The organism is Falsiroseomonas sp. E2-1-a4, from assembly GCF_051433165.1.
GTDB lineage: Bacteria > Pseudomonadota > Alphaproteobacteria > Acetobacterales > Acetobacteraceae > Falsiroseomonas.
Window position 1 is genome coordinate 142,317 of sequence record NZ_JBHMFS010000003.1, and the last position, 16,257, is coordinate 158,573.

Here is a 16,257-nt window from a genome sequence, read left to right on the forward strand (position 1 = left end):
GGGAAGGCTGTTCCCTTGGCGTACAGGGCTGACCGTGGCGCTTCGCCGCGAACGCGATCTGGGAGACATAGAAAAATGTTGCGTCGTCATCTTCTGACCGGCGCCGGGGCGGCGCTCGGCGCCTCCGGCATGGGCATGCCCGCCTTCGGCCAGGGCACCTCCGCCGCGTCCCGGGTGCTGAAGTTCATCCCGCAGGCGGACCTCGCGGTGGTCGATCCCATCGTGACCACCGCCTACGTCACCCGCAACCACGCCTACCTGATCTGGGACACGCTGTACGGCTTCGACGCCGACTACAAGGCGCAGCCCCAGATGGCGCAGGGCCATACGGTGGAGGATGACGGCAAGCGCGTCACCATCACGCTGCGCGACGGGCTTAAATGGCATGACGGCACGGCGGTGACGGCGAAGGATTGTGTCGCCTCGATCCGTCGCTGGGCGGCGCGCGATGCGCTGGGCCAGGTGCTGATGGCGCAGACGGATGAGCTGGCGGCGCCGGGTGACAAGACCATCCTGTTCCGCCTGAAGCGGCCCTTCCCCCTGCTGTTCGAGGCGCTGGGCAAGCCCTCCACGCCCGTCGCCTTCATGATGCCGGAGCGCCTGGCCAGCCAATCCCCCACCACGCCGATCACCGGCGACCTGATCGGCAGCGGGCCGTTCAAATTCGTCGCCGGCGAACGCGTGCCCGGCGCCCGCGTGGTCTATGAGCGCTTCGCCGACTACGTGCCGCGCCCGGATGGCGAGGCGAGCTGGACCGCGGGGCCGAAGGTGGCGAAATTCGACCGCGTGGAATGGCATGTGACGCCGGATGCCGCGACCGCCGCCGCGGCGCTACAGAGCGGCGAGATGGATTGGTGGGAACAGCCCACCGGCGACCTGCAGCCGCTGCTGCGCCGCAACCGCAACATCGTACTGGAAATTCCGGACCCGACCGGGTTGATGGCGATCGCGCGCTTCAACCATCTGCACCCGCCCTTCGACAAGCCGGCGGTGCGCCGTGCGATGCTCGGCGCCGTCAACCAGGCAGATTTCATGACCGCCGTCATCGGCACGGATCGCAGCCTGTGGCGCGAGGGGATTGGCTTCTTCCCGCCGAGCACGCCGATGGCCTCCGATGCGGGGCTGGAGGCGATGACCAGCCCGCGCGACGTGGAGAAGGTGAAGCGCGAGCTGGCAGCCGCCGGCTATAACGGGGAGAAGGTGACGCTGATCGCGGCGTCGGACTTCCCCTCGCTGAACGCACTCGCCCAGGTCGGCAACGACATGATGCGGCGCGTGGGCATGAATGTGGACTATATCTCCACCGACTGGGGCACCGTGGTGCAGCGGCGCGCGAGCCGCGAGCCGGCGGAACGCGGCGGGTGGAACATGTTCTTCACCTTCTGGTCCGGCCTCGACATGTTCAACCCGGGCGTGCACCAGAGCCTGCGTGGCCATGGCCAGCAGGCCTGGTTCGGCTGGCCGACGATTCCGCGCATCGAGGAACTGCGCCAGGCGTGGTTCGACGCGCCGGACCTGGCCGCGCAGCAGGCGGTGGGCCGGCAGATCCAGGAGGTGGCATTCCAGGAAGTGCCCTACCTGCCGCTCGGCCAGTATTTCCAGGCGACCGCCTATCGTCGCGACATTACCGGCGTGCTGAAGGGCCTGCCGCTGTTCTGGAACGTGCAGCGCGCCTGATCCGGCGTCTGGCGGAAGGGGCGGTGCGGCCCCTTCCGCCGGATGCCGCTTGCGGGATCGGCACAGGGCTGGTCTGATCGTCTCTCGGGATGGTTTGAACGGGAGACTGGTATGCTTCGCAGGAACCTGCTGAAGACAGGCGCAGCTATTGGTGGCGCCGCGGCGGCGCCGAGCTTCGCAATCGCGCAGCCGGCGCAAAACCGCATTTTGAAAATGGTGCCGCAGGCGAACCTGACCAGCCTGGACCCGATTTGGACCACGGCGAACATCACGCGCAACCACGGCCACATGATCTATGACACGCTGTACGGGCTGGACGCGCAGTTCCGCCCGCAGCCGCAGATGGCCGCCGGCCATGTGTCCGAGGATGGTGGGCGGCGCATCATCATCACGCTGCGCGACGGGCTGAAATTCCACGATGGTACGCCGGTGCTGGCGAAGGATGTCGTGGCCAGCGTCTCGCGCTGGATGAAGCGCAACCCCTTTGGCCAGAAGCTGGGTTCGCTGACCGATGCGCTGACCGCGCTGGACGACAAGCGGCTGCAGTTCAGCTTGAAGCGGCCCTTCCCGCTGCTGTTCGCGGCCCTCGGCCAGGTCTCCAACAGCCCGGCCTTCATCATGCCGGAACGCCTGGCCAGCACGGATGCATTCACGCAGATCCGTGAGGCCGTGGGCAGCGGGCCGTTCCGCTTCAAGCCGGATGAGTACAATTCCGGCTCGATGGTGGTGTACACCCGGAATGCGGACTACGTGCCGGTTTCCTCCGGCACGCCGAGCCTGACGGCAGGGCCGAAGATCGTGCATTTCGACCGAGTCGAGTGGCACATCATCACCGATGCCGCGACCTCGGCCGCCGCCATTCAGACCGGCGAGATCGACTGGTATGAGCAGCCGCCGCCGGAGATCCAGCAGCTGCTGCGCCGCAACCGCAATGTGCGGATCGAAGCGATCGACCCGCTGCCGCTGACCGGCATCCTGCGCTTCAACCACCTGCACGCGCCTTTCGACAACAAGAAGCTGCGCCAGGCGATGCTGCCGGCGATCAGCCAGTCGGACTTCATGCAGGCGATCGTCGGCACCGACCCGGCCAATTTCAACGCCGCCACCGGCTTCTTCACGCCGGGTACGCCGATGGCGAATGACGCGGCGATGGCCGCGCTGACCGGCCCGCGCAGCATCGACCGCGCCAAGGCGCTGATGCAGGAAGCCGGCTACACCAACGAGGTGATGCGCCTGATCGGCCCGACCGACATCCTCGCACCCTCCGCCATGACCCAGGTGGGTGCGGATCTTGTGCGCCGGATGGGCTTCAACGCCGATATCGTGCTGACCGACTGGGGCACCACGGTGCAGCGCCGCACCTCGCGTGAACCGGTTTCCGCCGGCGGCTGGAGCATGTTGTTCACCGCCTTCTCCTCCTTCGATTTTGCCAATCCGGCGGCGCATTTCCCGCTGCGCGGCAACGGTGCCGGCGCCTGGTTCGGCTGGCCGAACATCCCGAAGCTGGAGGAGCTGCGCGACGCCTGGTTCGAGGCGCCGGATGCCGCCGCCGAGCAGCGGCTGGGCCGGGAGATGCAGGAGGTGGCGATGGATGAGCTGCCCTACATCCCGGTCGGCGCCTACCTCTCGCTGACGGCACTGCGCAACAACCTGTCCGGCCGCGTGCCGGGGCTGGCGCTGTACTGGGGCATCAAGCGCGACTGATCGACTACAACGGAACAGGGAATCGACAGATGATCGGACGGCGTGGATTGATGGCGGCCTCGGCCGCGGCGGTGGCGGCCCCCAGCGTAGTTTCGGCGCAGGGTGGCGCGGCACGACGCCTGCGGGTGATTCCGCAGGCCAACCTGACCTCGGTGGATCCGGTCTGGACCACCGCGGTGGTCACCCGCAACCACGCCTTCATGATCTACGACCAGCTTTGTGCGCAGGACAGCAGCGGCGCGATCAAGCCGCAGATGGTGGAGGGCTGGACGCTTTCCGACGACCAGCTCACCTGGACCTTCACGCTGCGCGAGGGCCTCGCCTTCCATGATGGAGAGAAGGTGCTGGCGAAGGATGCCGTCGCCTCCATCAAGCGCTGGGCGCGGCGCGATCCGTTCATGCAGGTGCTGATCGGCAATGTCGCCGAGGTGGAGGCGCTGGATGACCGGCGCTTCCGCTTCCGGCTGCACCGCCCGGTGCCGCTGCTGACCATGGCGCTCGGCCAGACGCAGTTCCCCTGCTTCATCATGCCGGAACGCATCGCCAGCACGGATGCCTTCACCCAGATCCGGGAGACTGTGGGCAGCGGCCCGTTCAAATTCGTCCCCGGCGAGTGGAACCCGGGCCAGCGCGCCGTCTGGGCGAAGAACGAGCGCTACGTGCCGCGGCAGGAGGCGGTGGATGGCCTGGCCGGCGGCCGCCGTCCGAATATCGACCGCATCGAATGGACCATCATCACGGACCCGGCGACCAGCGCCAACGCGATGATGCAGGGCGAGCAGGATTACTGGGAATACCCGCTGCACGACTTGCTGCCGCTGATGCGGCGGAACCGGGAGATGGTGGTGCAGCAGCGGCTGCTGGACGGCACCTATGGCGTTTGCCGGTTCAATACGCTGCAGCCGCCCTTCAACAACCCGGCGATCCGCCGTGCGGTGGCCATGGCGGTGGACCAGCGCGACTATCTGCGCTCGGTCGCTGGCAACGACCCGGATGGCTGGGGTGTGTGCGAGGGCGTCTTCACCTGCGGCACCCCGCTGGCCAATGAGAATGGCAGCGAAATCCTGAAGACCCGCAACATCGAGCGCGCCAAGGCGGCGCTGGCCGCGGCTGGCTACAATGGCGAAAAGGTCGTGCTGATCGCGCCGGGCGACTATCCGCAGATCAACGCGCTGTCGTTGGTGACAGCCGATATCCTGATGCGGATGGGCATGAACCTGGAGGTGATCTCCACCGACTGGGGCACGCTGGTGCAGCGCCGTGCCAGCAAGGAACCGGTCGAGCGCGGAGGCTGGAGCATCATCCACACCACCTCCTCCGGCCAGTCTCTGGCGTTGCCCGTGTACCACCTGTTCCTGCGCGCCAATGCGGCGAATGCCTGGTTCGGCTGGCCTGATGAGCCGGAGATCGAGCGGCTGCGCGGCGAATGGGTGCAGACCGGCGACCCGGCGCAAAGCCGCCGCATCGCGGAGCAGTTGAACGCCAAGGCGATGGAGTCGATGTACTACATCCCGCTCGGCTTCTACTGGCAGCCGAGCGCCTGGCGCCGCAATGTCACCGGCGTGTTCCCCGCGCCGGCCACCGTTTTCTGGAACATCGGCAAGGCTTGATTTCATGATGCAGACAACCAGGCGTGGCGTTCTCGGTGCAGCAGGGGCGGCGCTGGTCGCGCCCCGGCTGGCGTCGGCGCAGACACAGGCACGCACCCTGCGCTTCGTGCCGCAGGCGAACCTGTCCAACATCGACCCGGTGTGGTCGACGGCCGTGGTGGTGCGCAACCACGGGCTGATGATCTATGACACGCTGTACGGCCTCGGCGCGGATTTCCAGCCGAAGCCGCAGATGGCGGCAGGCCATGAGATCAGCGACGAGGGCCGCCGCTGGACCATCACGCTGCGACCCGGGCTGCGCTTCCATGATGGCGCGCCGGTGCTGGCGCGGGACTGCGTGGCCTCCATCGCGCGCTGGTCGAAGCGGGATGTGCTCGGCCAGCGGCTGGACGGGCTGCTGGATGGCATGCGCGCGATCGACGACACGCGCTTCGAGATCCGCATGAAGAAGGCCTGGCCGGGGCTGGCCTTCGCGCTCGGCAAGCCCTCCGCCAATATCTGCGCCATCATGCCGGAGCGCGTGGCACAGACGGACCCGTTCCAGCAGATCCAGGATTTCACGGGCAGCGGGCCCTTCCGCTTCCTGCGTGACGAGTTCCGTGCCGGCGACCGGGTGCTCTACGCGAAGTTCGACGGCTATGAATCGCGCAACGAGCCGACGGATTTCTTGGCCGGCGGCAAGCCGGTGCATTTCGACCGGGTCGAGTGGCAGATCATGCCCGATCCTTCCACCGCCGCCGCCGCACTGCAGAACAATGAGGTCGATTGGTGGGAAGCGCCGCTGGCGGATCTGCTGCCCCTGCTGAGCCGCAATCGCAACATCGCGGTGGAACTGATCAGCGCAGCCGGCAATCTTGGCGTACTGCGCTTCAATTTCCTGCACCCGCCCTTCGACAATGCGGCGGTGCGCCGCGCCATCCTGCCGGCACTGGACCAGCGCGCCTTCATGGATGCGGCCATCGGCACGGATCCGGAAATGTCCCATGTGCCGGCAGGTGCCTTCACACCGGGCATGCCGCTGGCAAATAATGCAGGGCTGGAGGTTCTGTCCGGTCCGCGCGACATGGCGGCGGCGCAGCGGGCGCTGCGCGAATCGGGTTATGCGGGCCAGCGCGTGGAGATGCTCTCCGCCACCGATCTCCCGATTCTGCAGAACCTATCCGTGGTGGCGGCGGATCTGCTACGACGCATCGGCTTCAATGTCGAATTGCAGGCCATGGATTGGGGCACGCATATCCAGCGCCGCACCAATCGCGGCCCGGTGGACCAGGGCGGCTGGAGTGCCTTCTGCACAACCTGGGAGGGCTTCGACGTCTCCGTCCCCGGCAGCCACCAGCCGATCCGCGGCCATGGCAGCGCCGCCTGGGCCGGCTGGCCCACCATCCCGCGCCTGGAGGAACTGCGCGAGGCGTGGTTCGAGGCGCCGGATCTCGCGGCGGAGAAGCGCATCGCGGAGGAGATGCAGCGAGTGGTGTGGCAGGAGGTGCCCTTCATTCCGCTCGGCCAGGTCCTGCCGCGGATGGCGCATCGGCGCAGCATCACCGGCCTGGTGAAGGGCGGCCCGGCGCTGTTCTGGGGTGTGCGCCGCACCTGACCCATCCCGCCTGCCGCGGTGGCACGCCGTGTGCACCGCAGCAGGCCTGTGTGCGCCAGACCAGGATGAACGGTCTTGGACGCTGGCGCATCGCACAGGGATAAGGCAGGCTGCCTCTAACGAGGGCGTCTGGGATCAAGGGGCTTTAAAATATGGAACGCAGGTCATTCCTCAAGACCGGCCTTGCCGCCGGCAGTCTCGCGGCGGTGGGCGGCCATGCCGCGCCGGCGCTGTCGCAGGGGGCGCGGGCGCGCACGCTACGCTTTGTGCCGCAGGCGAATCTCGCCAATTTCGATCCGATCTGGGGCACGCAGTATGTCGTGCGCAACGCCTCCGCCATGGTGTGGGACACGCTGTATGGCGTGAACGACAAGCTCGAGCCGCTGCCGCAGATGGTGGAAGGGGAGACGGTTTCGTCGGACGGCCTGACCTGGACTTTCAAGCTACGCGCCGGGCTGCGCTTCCATGACGGCACGCCAGTGCTGGCGAAGGATGTCGTCGCCTCCATCGCACGCTGGGCGCCGCGCGACCCGATGGGGCAGATGGTGCGCGCCATCCAGAAGGAGCTGGTGGCGGTGGACGACACCACCTTCCGCTGGGTGCTGGGCAGCCCCTATCCGAAGCTGAAGTATGCGCTCGGCAAGACCAACACGCCGATCTGCTTCATCATGCCGGAACGTATCGCGACGAAGTTCGACAGCTTCACGCAGATCGATGAATATGTCGGCTCCGGCCCGATGCGCTTCATCCGCAATGAATGGGTGCCCGGCGCCTCTGCCGTGTTCCAGAAGTTCGACCAGTATGTGCCGCGCGAAGGCACGGTCAGCTGGCTGTCCGGCCCGAAGGTGATGGGTGTGGACCGCGTAGAATGGGTGGTGATGCCTGACCCGGCCACCGCCGCCGCCGCCCTGCAGAACGGCGAGGTGGATTGGTGGGAGAACCCGATCACCGACCTGGTGCCGCTGATGCGCCGCAACCGGAACATCCGCCTGGATATCGCGGACCCGCTGGGCAATATCGGCAGCTTCCGCATGAACCACCTGCATGCGCCCTTCAATTCCAAGAAGATCCGCCAGGCCGTGCTCGCGGCGATGAGCCAGGAAGACTACATGCGCGCCCTGGTGGGCACGGATGATGCGCTGTGGAAGGCACTGCCGGGCTTCTTCACACCGGGCACGCCGGCCTATACGGAAGCGGGTGGCGACATCCTGAAGGGTCCGCGGAACATGGATCGGGCCAAACGCCTGTTGCAGGAAGGCGGCTACAACAACGAGCCGGTGATCTGCATTGTGGCGCAGGACCAGCCGATCACGAAGGCGCAGGGCGACATCACGGCGGACCTGCTGAAGCGCATGGGCATGAATGTGGATTTCATCGCGACCGATTGGGGCACCACGGGCCAGCGCCGCGCCATGAAGAACCCGCCGGCGAATGGCGGCTGGAGCATGTTCCACACCTGGCACGCCGGCGCCGACTGCGTGAATCCTGCCGCCTACAACGCGGTGCGCGGCACCGGCCAGAGCGCCTGGTTCGGCTGGCCGGAATCGAAGGGCGTCGAGGACGGCGTGACGGAATGGTTTGCCGCACCGAATGCGGCGGCGGAAAAGGTGGCGATGGACAAGATCAACACCGCCGCGATCGACGATGTGGTCTATGCGCCGACCGGCTTCTTCCTGGGCTACACCGCCTGGCGCAGCAATGTCAGCGGCATCCAGAAGGGCCCGCTGCCCTTCTTCTGGGGCGTCAACAAGGCCTGATGAAAGACTGCATCCGGGCTGGGCGCCGACCCGCCCGGATGCACCGATGAACCGAAAGGTCTGATAAGCGGATGTTTGCCTATATTGTCCGAAGAGTTCTCGCCACCATCCCGGTGATGGCGATCGTCGCGTTGTTCGTCTTCTCGCTGCTCTACATCGCGCCCGGTGATCCCGCCGCGGTGATCGCGGGGGACCAGGCCACGCCGGACGATGTGGAGCGCATCCGAGCCAGCCTTGGCCTGGATCGCCCCTATCTGGTGCGGTTCGGCGCCTGGGTTTGGGATATCGCACGCGGCGACCTCGGCGTGTCGATCTTCACCAACCTACCGGTCAGCACCATGATCCAGCAGCGGATCGAGCCGACGCTCTCGCTGATGATCGTCACGCTGATCCTGGCAGTGTCCATCGCCATCCCGATGGGGGTGGTGGCCGCCCAGCGGCAGGGCACCTGGATCGACCGCGCGGTGATGGGCTTCGCCGTGCTTGGCTTCTCCGTGCCCGTTTTTGTCGTGGGCTATGTGCTGGCCTACATCTTCGCGCTGGAGCTGGATTGGCTGCCGGTGCAGGGCTACACGCCCTTCGCGCGCGGCTTCTGGCCGTGGCTGGAGAATCTCATCCTGCCCTCTGTCGCGCTCGGCAGCGTCTATATCGCGCTGATCGCGCGCATCACCCGCGCCACGATGCTGGAGGTCTTGCAGCAGGACTACATCCGAACGGCCCGCGCCAAGGGTCTGAACCAGTCCGGTATCCTGTTCCTGCATGCGCTGAAGAATGCCGCCGTGCCGATCATCACCGTCATCGGCATCGGCATTGCGCTGCTGATCGGTGGTGCGGTGGTGACGGAAAGCGTCTTCGCCATTCCGGGGCTCGGCCGCCTGACGGTGGATGCCATCCTGCGGCGTGACTACCCGGTGATCCAGGGCGTCGTGCTGCTGTTCAGCTTCATCTATGTGCTGGTCAACCTTGCCATCGACCTGGCCTACACCCTGTTCGACCCGAGGATCCGGTATTGAGCACCGCAGTCATTCAAGGCGGCTCCGTCGCCGGGCTCCCCCCCGGGGTCAACGCCGCTGTCCCGATGCAGGACATCATGCCGCCCGTACGCGCGCGCGGTGGCGTGTTCGGCTATGTCCGTCGCAATCCGACCATCGCCATTGGTGGGTTCCTGGTGTTCGCGATGATCTTCGTCGCGGTCTTCGCCCCCTTCCTGACCAGCAAGGACCCGACGGCGCTGGCACCGGCGCTGCGCACGCGTGAACCATCCGCGCAATTCTGGTTCGGCAGCGACATGCTGGGCCGCGACATCTACTCGCGCGTGCTGTACGGCGCGCGCGTCTCGCTGACCGTGGGCTTCGCGGTGGCGATCTGCGCCTCGGCCATCGGGCTGTTCATCGGCCTGGTCTCCGGCTTCATCCGGGTGGCCGACAGCATCATCATGCGGATCATGGATGGCATGATGTCCATCCCGTCCATCCTGCTGGCGATCGCGCTGATGGCGCTGACCCGCGGCAGCGTGGGCAATGTGGTGCTGGCCATCACCATCGCGGAAATCCCGCGCGTCTCGCGCCTGGTGCGCGGCGTGGTGCTGTCGCTGCGCGAGCAGCCCTATGTGGATGCGGCGGTGGCGTCGGGCACGCGCACCCCGATGATCATCATCCGCCACATCCTACCCAACACGCTGGCGCCGCTGACCGTGCAGGCCACCTATATCTGCGCGAGTGCCATGATCACGGAGGCGATCCTGTCCTTCATTGGCGCCGGCACGCCGCCCATCATCCCGTCCTGGGGCAACATCATGGCCGAGGGCCGCGCGCTCTGGCAGGTGAAGCCCTATATCGTCTTCTTCCCGGCGCTGTTCCTGTCCATCACCGTGCTGGCCGTGAACCTGCTGGGCGACGGGCTGCGCGATGCGCTCGACCCGCGCATGGCCAAGAGGCTCTAACGACATGGCACTTCTCGAAGTCGATATGCTGCAGACGCATTTCCGCGCGCCCGACGGTGTCAACCGTGCCGTCGATGGTGTCTCCTTCCACGTGAATGCCGGGGAGACGCTGGCGATCGTGGGCGAAAGCGGGTGCGGCAAATCCGTCACCGCCATGTCCATCCTGCGGCTGATCCCGGAGCCGCCGGGCAAGATCGCCGGCGCCATCCGCTTCAACGGCAAGAACCTGCTGGAAGCGACCGACAAGGAAATGCGGGCGATCCGCGGCAACGAGATCAGCATGATCTTCCAGGAGCCGATGACGAGCCTGAACCCGGTGCTGACCGTGGGCCGCCAGATTGGTGAGACGCTGCGTTTGCACCAGGGCATGTCCGCCCAGGCTGCCGAAGATCGTGCCGTGGACATGCTGAACCTGGTCGGCATTCCCGAGGCCAAGCGGCGCGTGAAGGAATATCCGCACCAGCTTTCCGGCGGCATGCGGCAGCGCGTGATGATTGCCATCGCGCTGGCCTGCAACCCGAAGCTGCTGATCGCGGATGAGCCGACCACGGCGCTCGATGTCACCATCCAGGCGCAGATCCTGGACCTGATGCGGGACCTGAAGCATCGCGTGGGGGCGGCCATCGTGCTGATCACCCACGACCTCGGCGTGGTGGCGGAGGTCGCGGAGCGCGTCGTCGTCATGTATGCCGGCAAGAAGGTCGAGGAAGCGCCGGTGCATGCGCTATTCAACCGCCCGCGCCATCCCTACACCCAGGGCCTGCTCGGCTCCGTGCCGAAACTCGGCTCGTCCCTGACCGGGGAGGCGACGCGACTGGCGGAGATTCCCGGTCTGGTGCCGAGCCTGAAACAGAAGATCCCTGGTTGCGTCTTCGCCTCCCGCTGCGCGCATGCGACGGACCTCTGCACGGCCTTCGCGCCGGCGCTGGAGGAGAAGGCGCCGGGGCATGTCGCCGCCTGCCACTATGCCTTGCGTGAAGGGGCCCTTGCCGCATGAGCACCGTGCCCCTGTTGCAGGTCAATGACTTGAAGAAGCACTTCCCGATCCATGGTGGGTTCTTCGGCGGCGTCACCGCCAAGGTCTATGCGGTGGATGGCATCTCCTTCGACATCGCGGAGGGGGAGACGCTTTCGCTGGTCGGCGAATCGGGCTGCGGCAAATCCACCGTCGGCAAGGCGCTGCTGCGGCTATTCCCGCTGACGGATGGCCAGGTGATCCTGGGCGGCACACGCATCGATGACATGCCAAGCAGCACGCTGCGGCCGCTGCGGCGGCGGATGCAGGTGGTGTTCCAGGACCCGTTCAGCTCGCTGAACCCGCGCATGCGGGTGCGCGACATCCTGGCCGAGCCGATCCGCAATTTTGGGCTGGCGAAGAACTCCGCCGATCTGGAAGCGCGGCTGGTGGCGCTGATGGACAAGGTCCGGCTGCCGAAGGACGCCATCAACCGCTGGCCGCATGAATTCTCCGGCGGCCAGCGCCAGCGCATCGGCATCGCCCGCGCCCTGGCGGGTGAGCCGGATTTGATCATCTGCGACGAGGCGGTCTCCGCGCTCGACGTCTCGGTGAAGGCGCAAATCGTCAACCTGCTGCAGGATCTGCAGAAGGAACTGGGCTTGGCGATGCTGTTCATCAGCCACGACCTGGCGATCGTGGAGCATATGACGCACCGGGTCGCGGTGATGTATCTCGGCAAGATCGTGGAGGTGGCGCCGCGGCGCAGCCTGTTCGCGGCGCCGAAGCATCCCTACACGGAAGCGCTGCTGTCCGCCGTGCCGCAGCCGACGCCGGGCATCCAGCGCCAGCGCGTCATCCTGAAGGGCGACGTGCCCAGCCCGATCAACCCGCCCACGGGCTGCCGTTTCCACACCCGCTGCCCCTACGCCTTCGACCGTTGCCGGTCGGAGGAGCCGGTTCTGCGACCGATCCGTGACACGTTGGGGGAGGGGCATATCAGCGCCTGCCACCTGCACGACCTGCCCGATGCCGAAAATCCGCTCGCCGGGGCCAAGGGTGCAGCACTTCTCGCGGTGGGGTGACGGTTTCGCCATCGCCACGCTTGACGAGGCGCGGGACCGGGACGACTCTCCGAAGCTAGGGCGGCCCCCAACCGGGGGCCGGCAGGCCAAAATTCGGGGAGAGGCGCGATGCCGCAGGTGACACTGACGGTCAACGGCACGAAACACACGGTTGAGGTCGAGGCCCGCACCCTGCTGGTCGAGACGCTGCGGGAGCAGCTTCGCCTCACCGGCACGCATGTCGGCTGCGATACCAGCCAATGCGGCGCCTGCGTCGTCCATATGGGCGGCGATAGCGTGAAGGCCTGCACGATCCTGTCCGTCCAGTGCGACGGCAGCGACATCACCACCATCGAGGGGCTGGCCGCGGCCGACGGCACCCTGCACCCGATGCAGGAAGCCTTCCGCGAATACCACGCTCTGCAGTGCGGCTTCTGCACACCGGGCATGGTCATGTCCGCCATCGACCTGGTGAACAAGCACCCGGACGGGATGAGCGAGAAGGAGATCCGGGAGGGTCTGGAGGGTAACCTCTGCCGCTGCACCGGCTACCACAACATCGTGAAGGCCATCGCCGCCGCGCAGGACGTGATGCACGGCCGCGTCTCCGAACTGGCCCGCGCCGCCGCGGAGTAGCCTGGCGTTTCGAGGCCAGGGCCGCGGAACAGCCCCCCGCCAGAGGGGGCGCCGCGGTTCAACGGGGAGGAATGAACGATGAACGTGGTGACACCCTTCGAGGGCATCGGCGCCAGCCTGCGCCGCAAGGAAGATTATCGCTTCCTGCTGGGTCGCGGTCAGTATGTGGATGACCTCAACCGGCCGGGCCAGACCCATGCCGTGATGCTCCGCAGCCCGCACGCCCATGCAACGATCGACCGTATCGACACCGCGGCCGCCAAGGCGATGCCGGGGGTGAAGGCGATCTTTGTGGGCGAGGACATGGCGGCCGAATCCATCGGCGGCATTCCCTGCGGCTGGCAGATCCACAACAAGGACGGCTCGCCGATGGCGGAGCCGATGCACCCCGCCCTGGCGCTCGGCAAGGTGCGCCATGTGGGCGACCCGGTGGCGGTGGTGATCGCGGAGACCAAGGCGCAGGCGCGGGATGCGGCGGAAGCCATCGTGGTGGACTACACGCCGCTGCCCGCGGTTTCCTCCACCGAGGCCGCGGTGAAGCCCGGCGCGCCGCAGGTGCATGAGGGGGCGCCGGGCAACCTTTGCTACGATTGGCACATCGGCGACAAGGCGGCGCAGGAAGCGGCCTTTGCCCGCGCCGCCCGGGTGGTGAAGTTCGAGACGACGAACAACCGCCTGGTCCCGAACGCCATGGAACCGCGCGCGGCGATCGGCGCTTTCGACAGTTTCTCGGGCGATTACACGCTCTACACCACCAGCCAGAACCCGCATGTGATCCGGCTGCTGATGGGCGCCTTCGTGCTGCACATCCCCGAATCCAAGCTTCGCGTGGTGGCCCCCGATGTGGGCGGCGGCTTCGGCAGCAAGATTTACCACTACGCTGAGGAAGCCATCGTCACCTGGGCCGCCGGCAAGGTGAAGCGGCCGATAAAATGGACCTGCGAGCGGTCCGAATCCTTCATGTCCGATGCGCATGGGCGCGACCATGTTTCCACCGCCGAACTGGCGCTGGATGCGGAGGGGAAGATCCTTGGGCTGAAGGTCCACACGCTGGCAAATATGGGCGCGTATCTCTCCACCTTCGCGCCCTGCGTGCCGACCTACCTCTACGCCACGCTGCTGTCCGGCGTGTACGCCACGCCGGTGATCTATGCCGAGGTGAAGGCGGTGTTCACCCACACCGTGCCGGTGGATGCGTACCGGGGCGCCGGGCGGCCGGAGGCGACCTATCTGCTGGAACGGCTGATGGATGTGGCGGCCGCGGAAGCGGGCCTCGACAAGGTGGATTTCCGGCGCCGCAACTTCATCCGGCCGGACCAGTTCCCGTACCAGACGCCCGTCGCGTTGCAGTATGACAGCGGCGATTATCATTCGACGCTGGAAGCCTGCCTGGAGACGGCGGGCTGGGCCGAATTCGAGACGCGGCGGGCCGAATCCAAATCCCGCGGCAAGCTGCGCGGCATCGGCATCTCCACCTATGTCGAGGCCTGCGGCATCGCGCCCTCCGCCGTGGTGGGCAGCCTCGGCGCGCGGGCGGGGCTGTACGAGGTGGGCACCATCCGCGTGCACCCCACGGGCAGCGTCACCGTGCTGACCGGGGCGCATAGCCACGGGCAGGGGCATGAGACGACCTTCGCGCAGCTCATCGCGGACAAGCTCGGGGTGCCGACGGCGAATGTGGATATCGTGCATGGCGACACGGCCAAGGTGCCCTTCGGCATGGGTACCTATGGGTCGCGCAGCCTGGCGGTGGGTGGCTCCGCCATGGACAAGGCGATGGACAAGATCATCGCCAAGGGCAAGCGCATTGCCGCCCATCTGATGGAAGCCAGCGTCGAGGATGTGGAGTTCGAGCGCGGCACTTTTCGAGTCGCCGGCACGGATCGCACCAAGACCCTCACGGACATCAGCCTGGCTGCCTACGTCCCGCACAACTACCCGATCGACGAGATCGAGCCGGGGCTGGAGGAGACGGCCTTCTACGATCCGAAGAACTTCACCTATCCGGGTGGCTGCCACATCTGCGAGGTGGAGATCGACCCGGATACCGGCCGCGTCGAGGTTCTGAGCTTTACCGCGGTGGATGATGTGGGCCGGGTCATCAACCCGATGATCGTCGAAGGCCAGGTGCAAGGCGGCGTGGCGCAGGGCATTGGCCAGGCGCTGCTGGAGGCGGCGATCTATGATGCATCCGGGCAACTCGTCTCCGGCTCCTTCATGGACTACACCATGCCACGGGCCGGGGACCTGCCGGATGTCGGCGTCGCCACCCACGTCACGCTTTGCACCCATAATCCGCTGGGGGTGAAGGGGTGTGGCGAGGTCGGCGCCATCGGGTCGCCGCCGGCGGTGATGAATGCGGTGGTGGATGCGCTGCGTGACTATGGCGTGCGCCATGTGGAAATGCCGGCGACGCCGCAGAAGATCTGGGGCATCGTCAACGCACACAGGCTTGCGGCCGAATAGCTGAGGGAACCGGAAAATGTATGATTTCGCCTACCACAAGCCCGCCTCGGTCGCGGATGCCGTGAAGATCCTGGCGGCCGATCCCGATGCGCGGCCGATCTCCGGCGGCATGACCCTGCTGCCGGCGCTGAAGCTGCGGCTGAACAAGCCGACCTCCGTGGTCGACCTGTCCGGCATTGCGGAACTGCACGGCGTGAAGCGCGAAGGGGACAAGTTGGTGATCGGCGCCCTGACCCGGCATGTGGAGGTCGCGACCTCGGCCGAGGTGCAGGCCGCGATCCCGACGCTCGCCGCCATGGCCGGCACCATCGGTGACACCCAGGTCCGCAACCGCGGCACCATGGGCGGCTCCGTCGCCAACAACGACCCCTCCGCCGATTATCCGGCGGCGCTGCTGGCCCTCGGCGCCACCATCCAGACCGACAAGCGCAAGCTGGCGGCCGAGGATTTCTTCACCGGCATGTTCACCACGGCGCTGGAAGTCGGCGAATTGGTGACGGCGATCCATATCCCGATCCCGACCAAGGCCGGCTACGCCAAGATGCGCAACCCGGCCAGCCGCTATTCCATGGCCGGCGTCTTCGTGGCGCAGACCGCGGCCGGCGTGCGCGTGGCGGTGAATGGCGCGGGCGCCAATGGCGTGTTTCGGGAGAAGGCGATGGAAGCGGCGCTGACCGCCAACTGGTCGCCCGATGCCGTGGCCGGCGTGAAGGTGGACCCCGGCCTGCTGAATGGCGACATCCATGGCAGCGCCGAATACCGCGCGCATCTGGTGACCGTCATGGCCAAGCGCGCGGTGATCGACGCGGGCTGACAGCGGACGCCTGCCTTTCCAGCCTGCCCGGCTTGGCG

General features: G+C 66.8%; 12 protein-coding genes. All 12 read left to right on the forward strand.

Annotated elements, in window-relative coordinates:
- The first annotated feature begins 75 nt into the window (after window positions 1-75).
- The 12 genes from ACFHNC_RS04965 (at window position 76) to ACFHNC_RS05020 (ending at window position 16,219) form a co-directional block, all read left to right on the forward strand.
- Window positions 76-1,677, forward strand: a complete 1,602-nt coding sequence (locus ACFHNC_RS04965; RefSeq protein ID WP_437168113.1) for an ABC transporter substrate-binding protein — start codon at window positions 76-78, stop codon at window positions 1,675-1,677.
- 111 nt (window positions 1,678-1,788) lie between these two features.
- Entirely contained in the window at window positions 1,789-3,381 is a 1,593-nt protein-coding gene (locus tag ACFHNC_RS04970; protein ID WP_437168114.1) for an ABC transporter substrate-binding protein, read from the forward strand.
- Window positions 3,382-3,410: 29 nt separating this feature from the next.
- Window positions 3,411-4,991: an ABC transporter substrate-binding protein gene (locus ACFHNC_RS04975; RefSeq protein WP_437168115.1), complete on the forward strand. Its 1,581-nt coding sequence runs from the start codon at window positions 3,411-3,413 to the stop codon at window positions 4,989-4,991.
- Between the two features lie 4 nt (window positions 4,992-4,995).
- Window positions 4,996-6,585: an ABC transporter substrate-binding protein gene (locus ACFHNC_RS04980; RefSeq protein ID WP_437168116.1), complete on the forward strand. Its 1,590-nt coding sequence runs from the start codon at window positions 4,996-4,998 to the stop codon at window positions 6,583-6,585.
- A 152-nt stretch (window positions 6,586-6,737) separates the two neighbouring features.
- Window positions 6,738-8,342 (forward strand): ABC transporter substrate-binding protein, encoded by a 1,605-nt coding sequence (locus ACFHNC_RS04985; protein ID WP_437168117.1) that lies wholly within the window; start codon window positions 6,738-6,740, stop codon window positions 8,340-8,342.
- A gap of 71 nt (window positions 8,343-8,413) precedes the next feature.
- Window positions 8,414-9,355: an ABC transporter permease gene (locus ACFHNC_RS04990; RefSeq protein ID WP_437168118.1), complete on the forward strand. Its 942-nt coding sequence runs from the start codon at window positions 8,414-8,416 to the stop codon at window positions 9,353-9,355.
- A 77-nt stretch (window positions 9,356-9,432) separates the two neighbouring features.
- On the forward strand, window positions 9,433-10,284 hold the full coding sequence (locus ACFHNC_RS04995; RefSeq protein ID WP_437168119.1) for an ABC transporter permease: 852 nt from the start codon (window positions 9,433-9,435) through the stop codon (window positions 10,282-10,284).
- A 4-nt stretch (window positions 10,285-10,288) separates the two neighbouring features.
- Window positions 10,289-11,281: an ABC transporter ATP-binding protein gene (locus ACFHNC_RS05000; protein WP_437168120.1), complete on the forward strand. Its 993-nt coding sequence runs from the start codon at window positions 10,289-10,291 to the stop codon at window positions 11,279-11,281.
- Complete coding sequence (locus tag ACFHNC_RS05005) at window positions 11,278-12,324, forward strand: ABC transporter ATP-binding protein (RefSeq protein ID WP_437168121.1); 1,047 nt, start codon at window positions 11,278-11,280, stop codon at window positions 12,322-12,324. Before ACFHNC_RS05000 ends, ACFHNC_RS05005 begins: the two co-directional genes overlap by 4 nt.
- A gap of 108 nt (window positions 12,325-12,432) precedes the next feature.
- The gene (locus tag ACFHNC_RS05010; RefSeq protein WP_437168122.1) at window positions 12,433-12,939 is read left to right on the forward strand and encodes a (2Fe-2S)-binding protein; all 507 of its coding nucleotides are present in this window, start codon (window positions 12,433-12,435) and stop codon (window positions 12,937-12,939) included.
- 78 nt (window positions 12,940-13,017) lie between these two features.
- Entirely contained in the window at window positions 13,018-15,405 is a 2,388-nt protein-coding gene (locus ACFHNC_RS05015; RefSeq protein ID WP_437168123.1) for a xanthine dehydrogenase family protein molybdopterin-binding subunit, read from the forward strand.
- A 16-nt stretch (window positions 15,406-15,421) separates the two neighbouring features.
- On the forward strand, window positions 15,422-16,219 hold the full coding sequence (locus tag ACFHNC_RS05020; RefSeq protein WP_437168124.1) for an FAD binding domain-containing protein: 798 nt from the start codon (window positions 15,422-15,424) through the stop codon (window positions 16,217-16,219).
- Window positions 16,220-16,257: the final 38 nt, after the last annotated feature.

Excerpts from the sequence above, each read along its gene's own strand:
- ACFHNC_RS04980 (WP_437168116.1), top strand. The coding sequence starts at position 4,996 with ATGATGCAGACAACCAGGCGTGGCGTTCTCGGTGCAGCAGGGGCGGCG.
- ACFHNC_RS04965 (WP_437168113.1), top strand. The coding sequence starts at position 76 with ATGTTGCGTCGTCATCTTCTGACCGGCGCCGGGGCGGCGCTCGGCGCC.
- ACFHNC_RS04985 (WP_437168117.1), top strand. The coding sequence starts at position 6,738 with ATGGAACGCAGGTCATTCCTCAAGACCGGCCTTGCCGCCGGCAGTCTC.
- ACFHNC_RS05015 (WP_437168123.1), top strand. The coding sequence starts at position 13,018 with ATGAACGTGGTGACACCCTTCGAGGGCATCGGCGCCAGCCTGCGCCGC.
- ACFHNC_RS04990 (WP_437168118.1), top strand. The coding sequence starts at position 8,414 with ATGTTTGCCTATATTGTCCGAAGAGTTCTCGCCACCATCCCGGTGATG.
- ACFHNC_RS05020 (WP_437168124.1), top strand. The coding sequence starts at position 15,422 with ATGTATGATTTCGCCTACCACAAGCCCGCCTCGGTCGCGGATGCCGTG.
- ACFHNC_RS05005 (WP_437168121.1), top strand. The coding sequence starts at position 11,278 with ATGAGCACCGTGCCCCTGTTGCAGGTCAATGACTTGAAGAAGCACTTC.
- ACFHNC_RS05000 (WP_437168120.1), top strand. The coding sequence starts at position 10,289 with ATGGCACTTCTCGAAGTCGATATGCTGCAGACGCATTTCCGCGCGCCC.
- ACFHNC_RS04995 (WP_437168119.1), top strand. The coding sequence starts at position 9,433 with ATGCCGCCCGTACGCGCGCGCGGTGGCGTGTTCGGCTATGTCCGTCGC.
- ACFHNC_RS05010 (WP_437168122.1), top strand. The coding sequence starts at position 12,433 with ATGCCGCAGGTGACACTGACGGTCAACGGCACGAAACACACGGTTGAG.
- ACFHNC_RS04970 (WP_437168114.1), top strand. The coding sequence starts at position 1,789 with ATGCTTCGCAGGAACCTGCTGAAGACAGGCGCAGCTATTGGTGGCGCC.
- ACFHNC_RS04975 (WP_437168115.1), top strand. The coding sequence starts at position 3,411 with ATGATCGGACGGCGTGGATTGATGGCGGCCTCGGCCGCGGCGGTGGCG.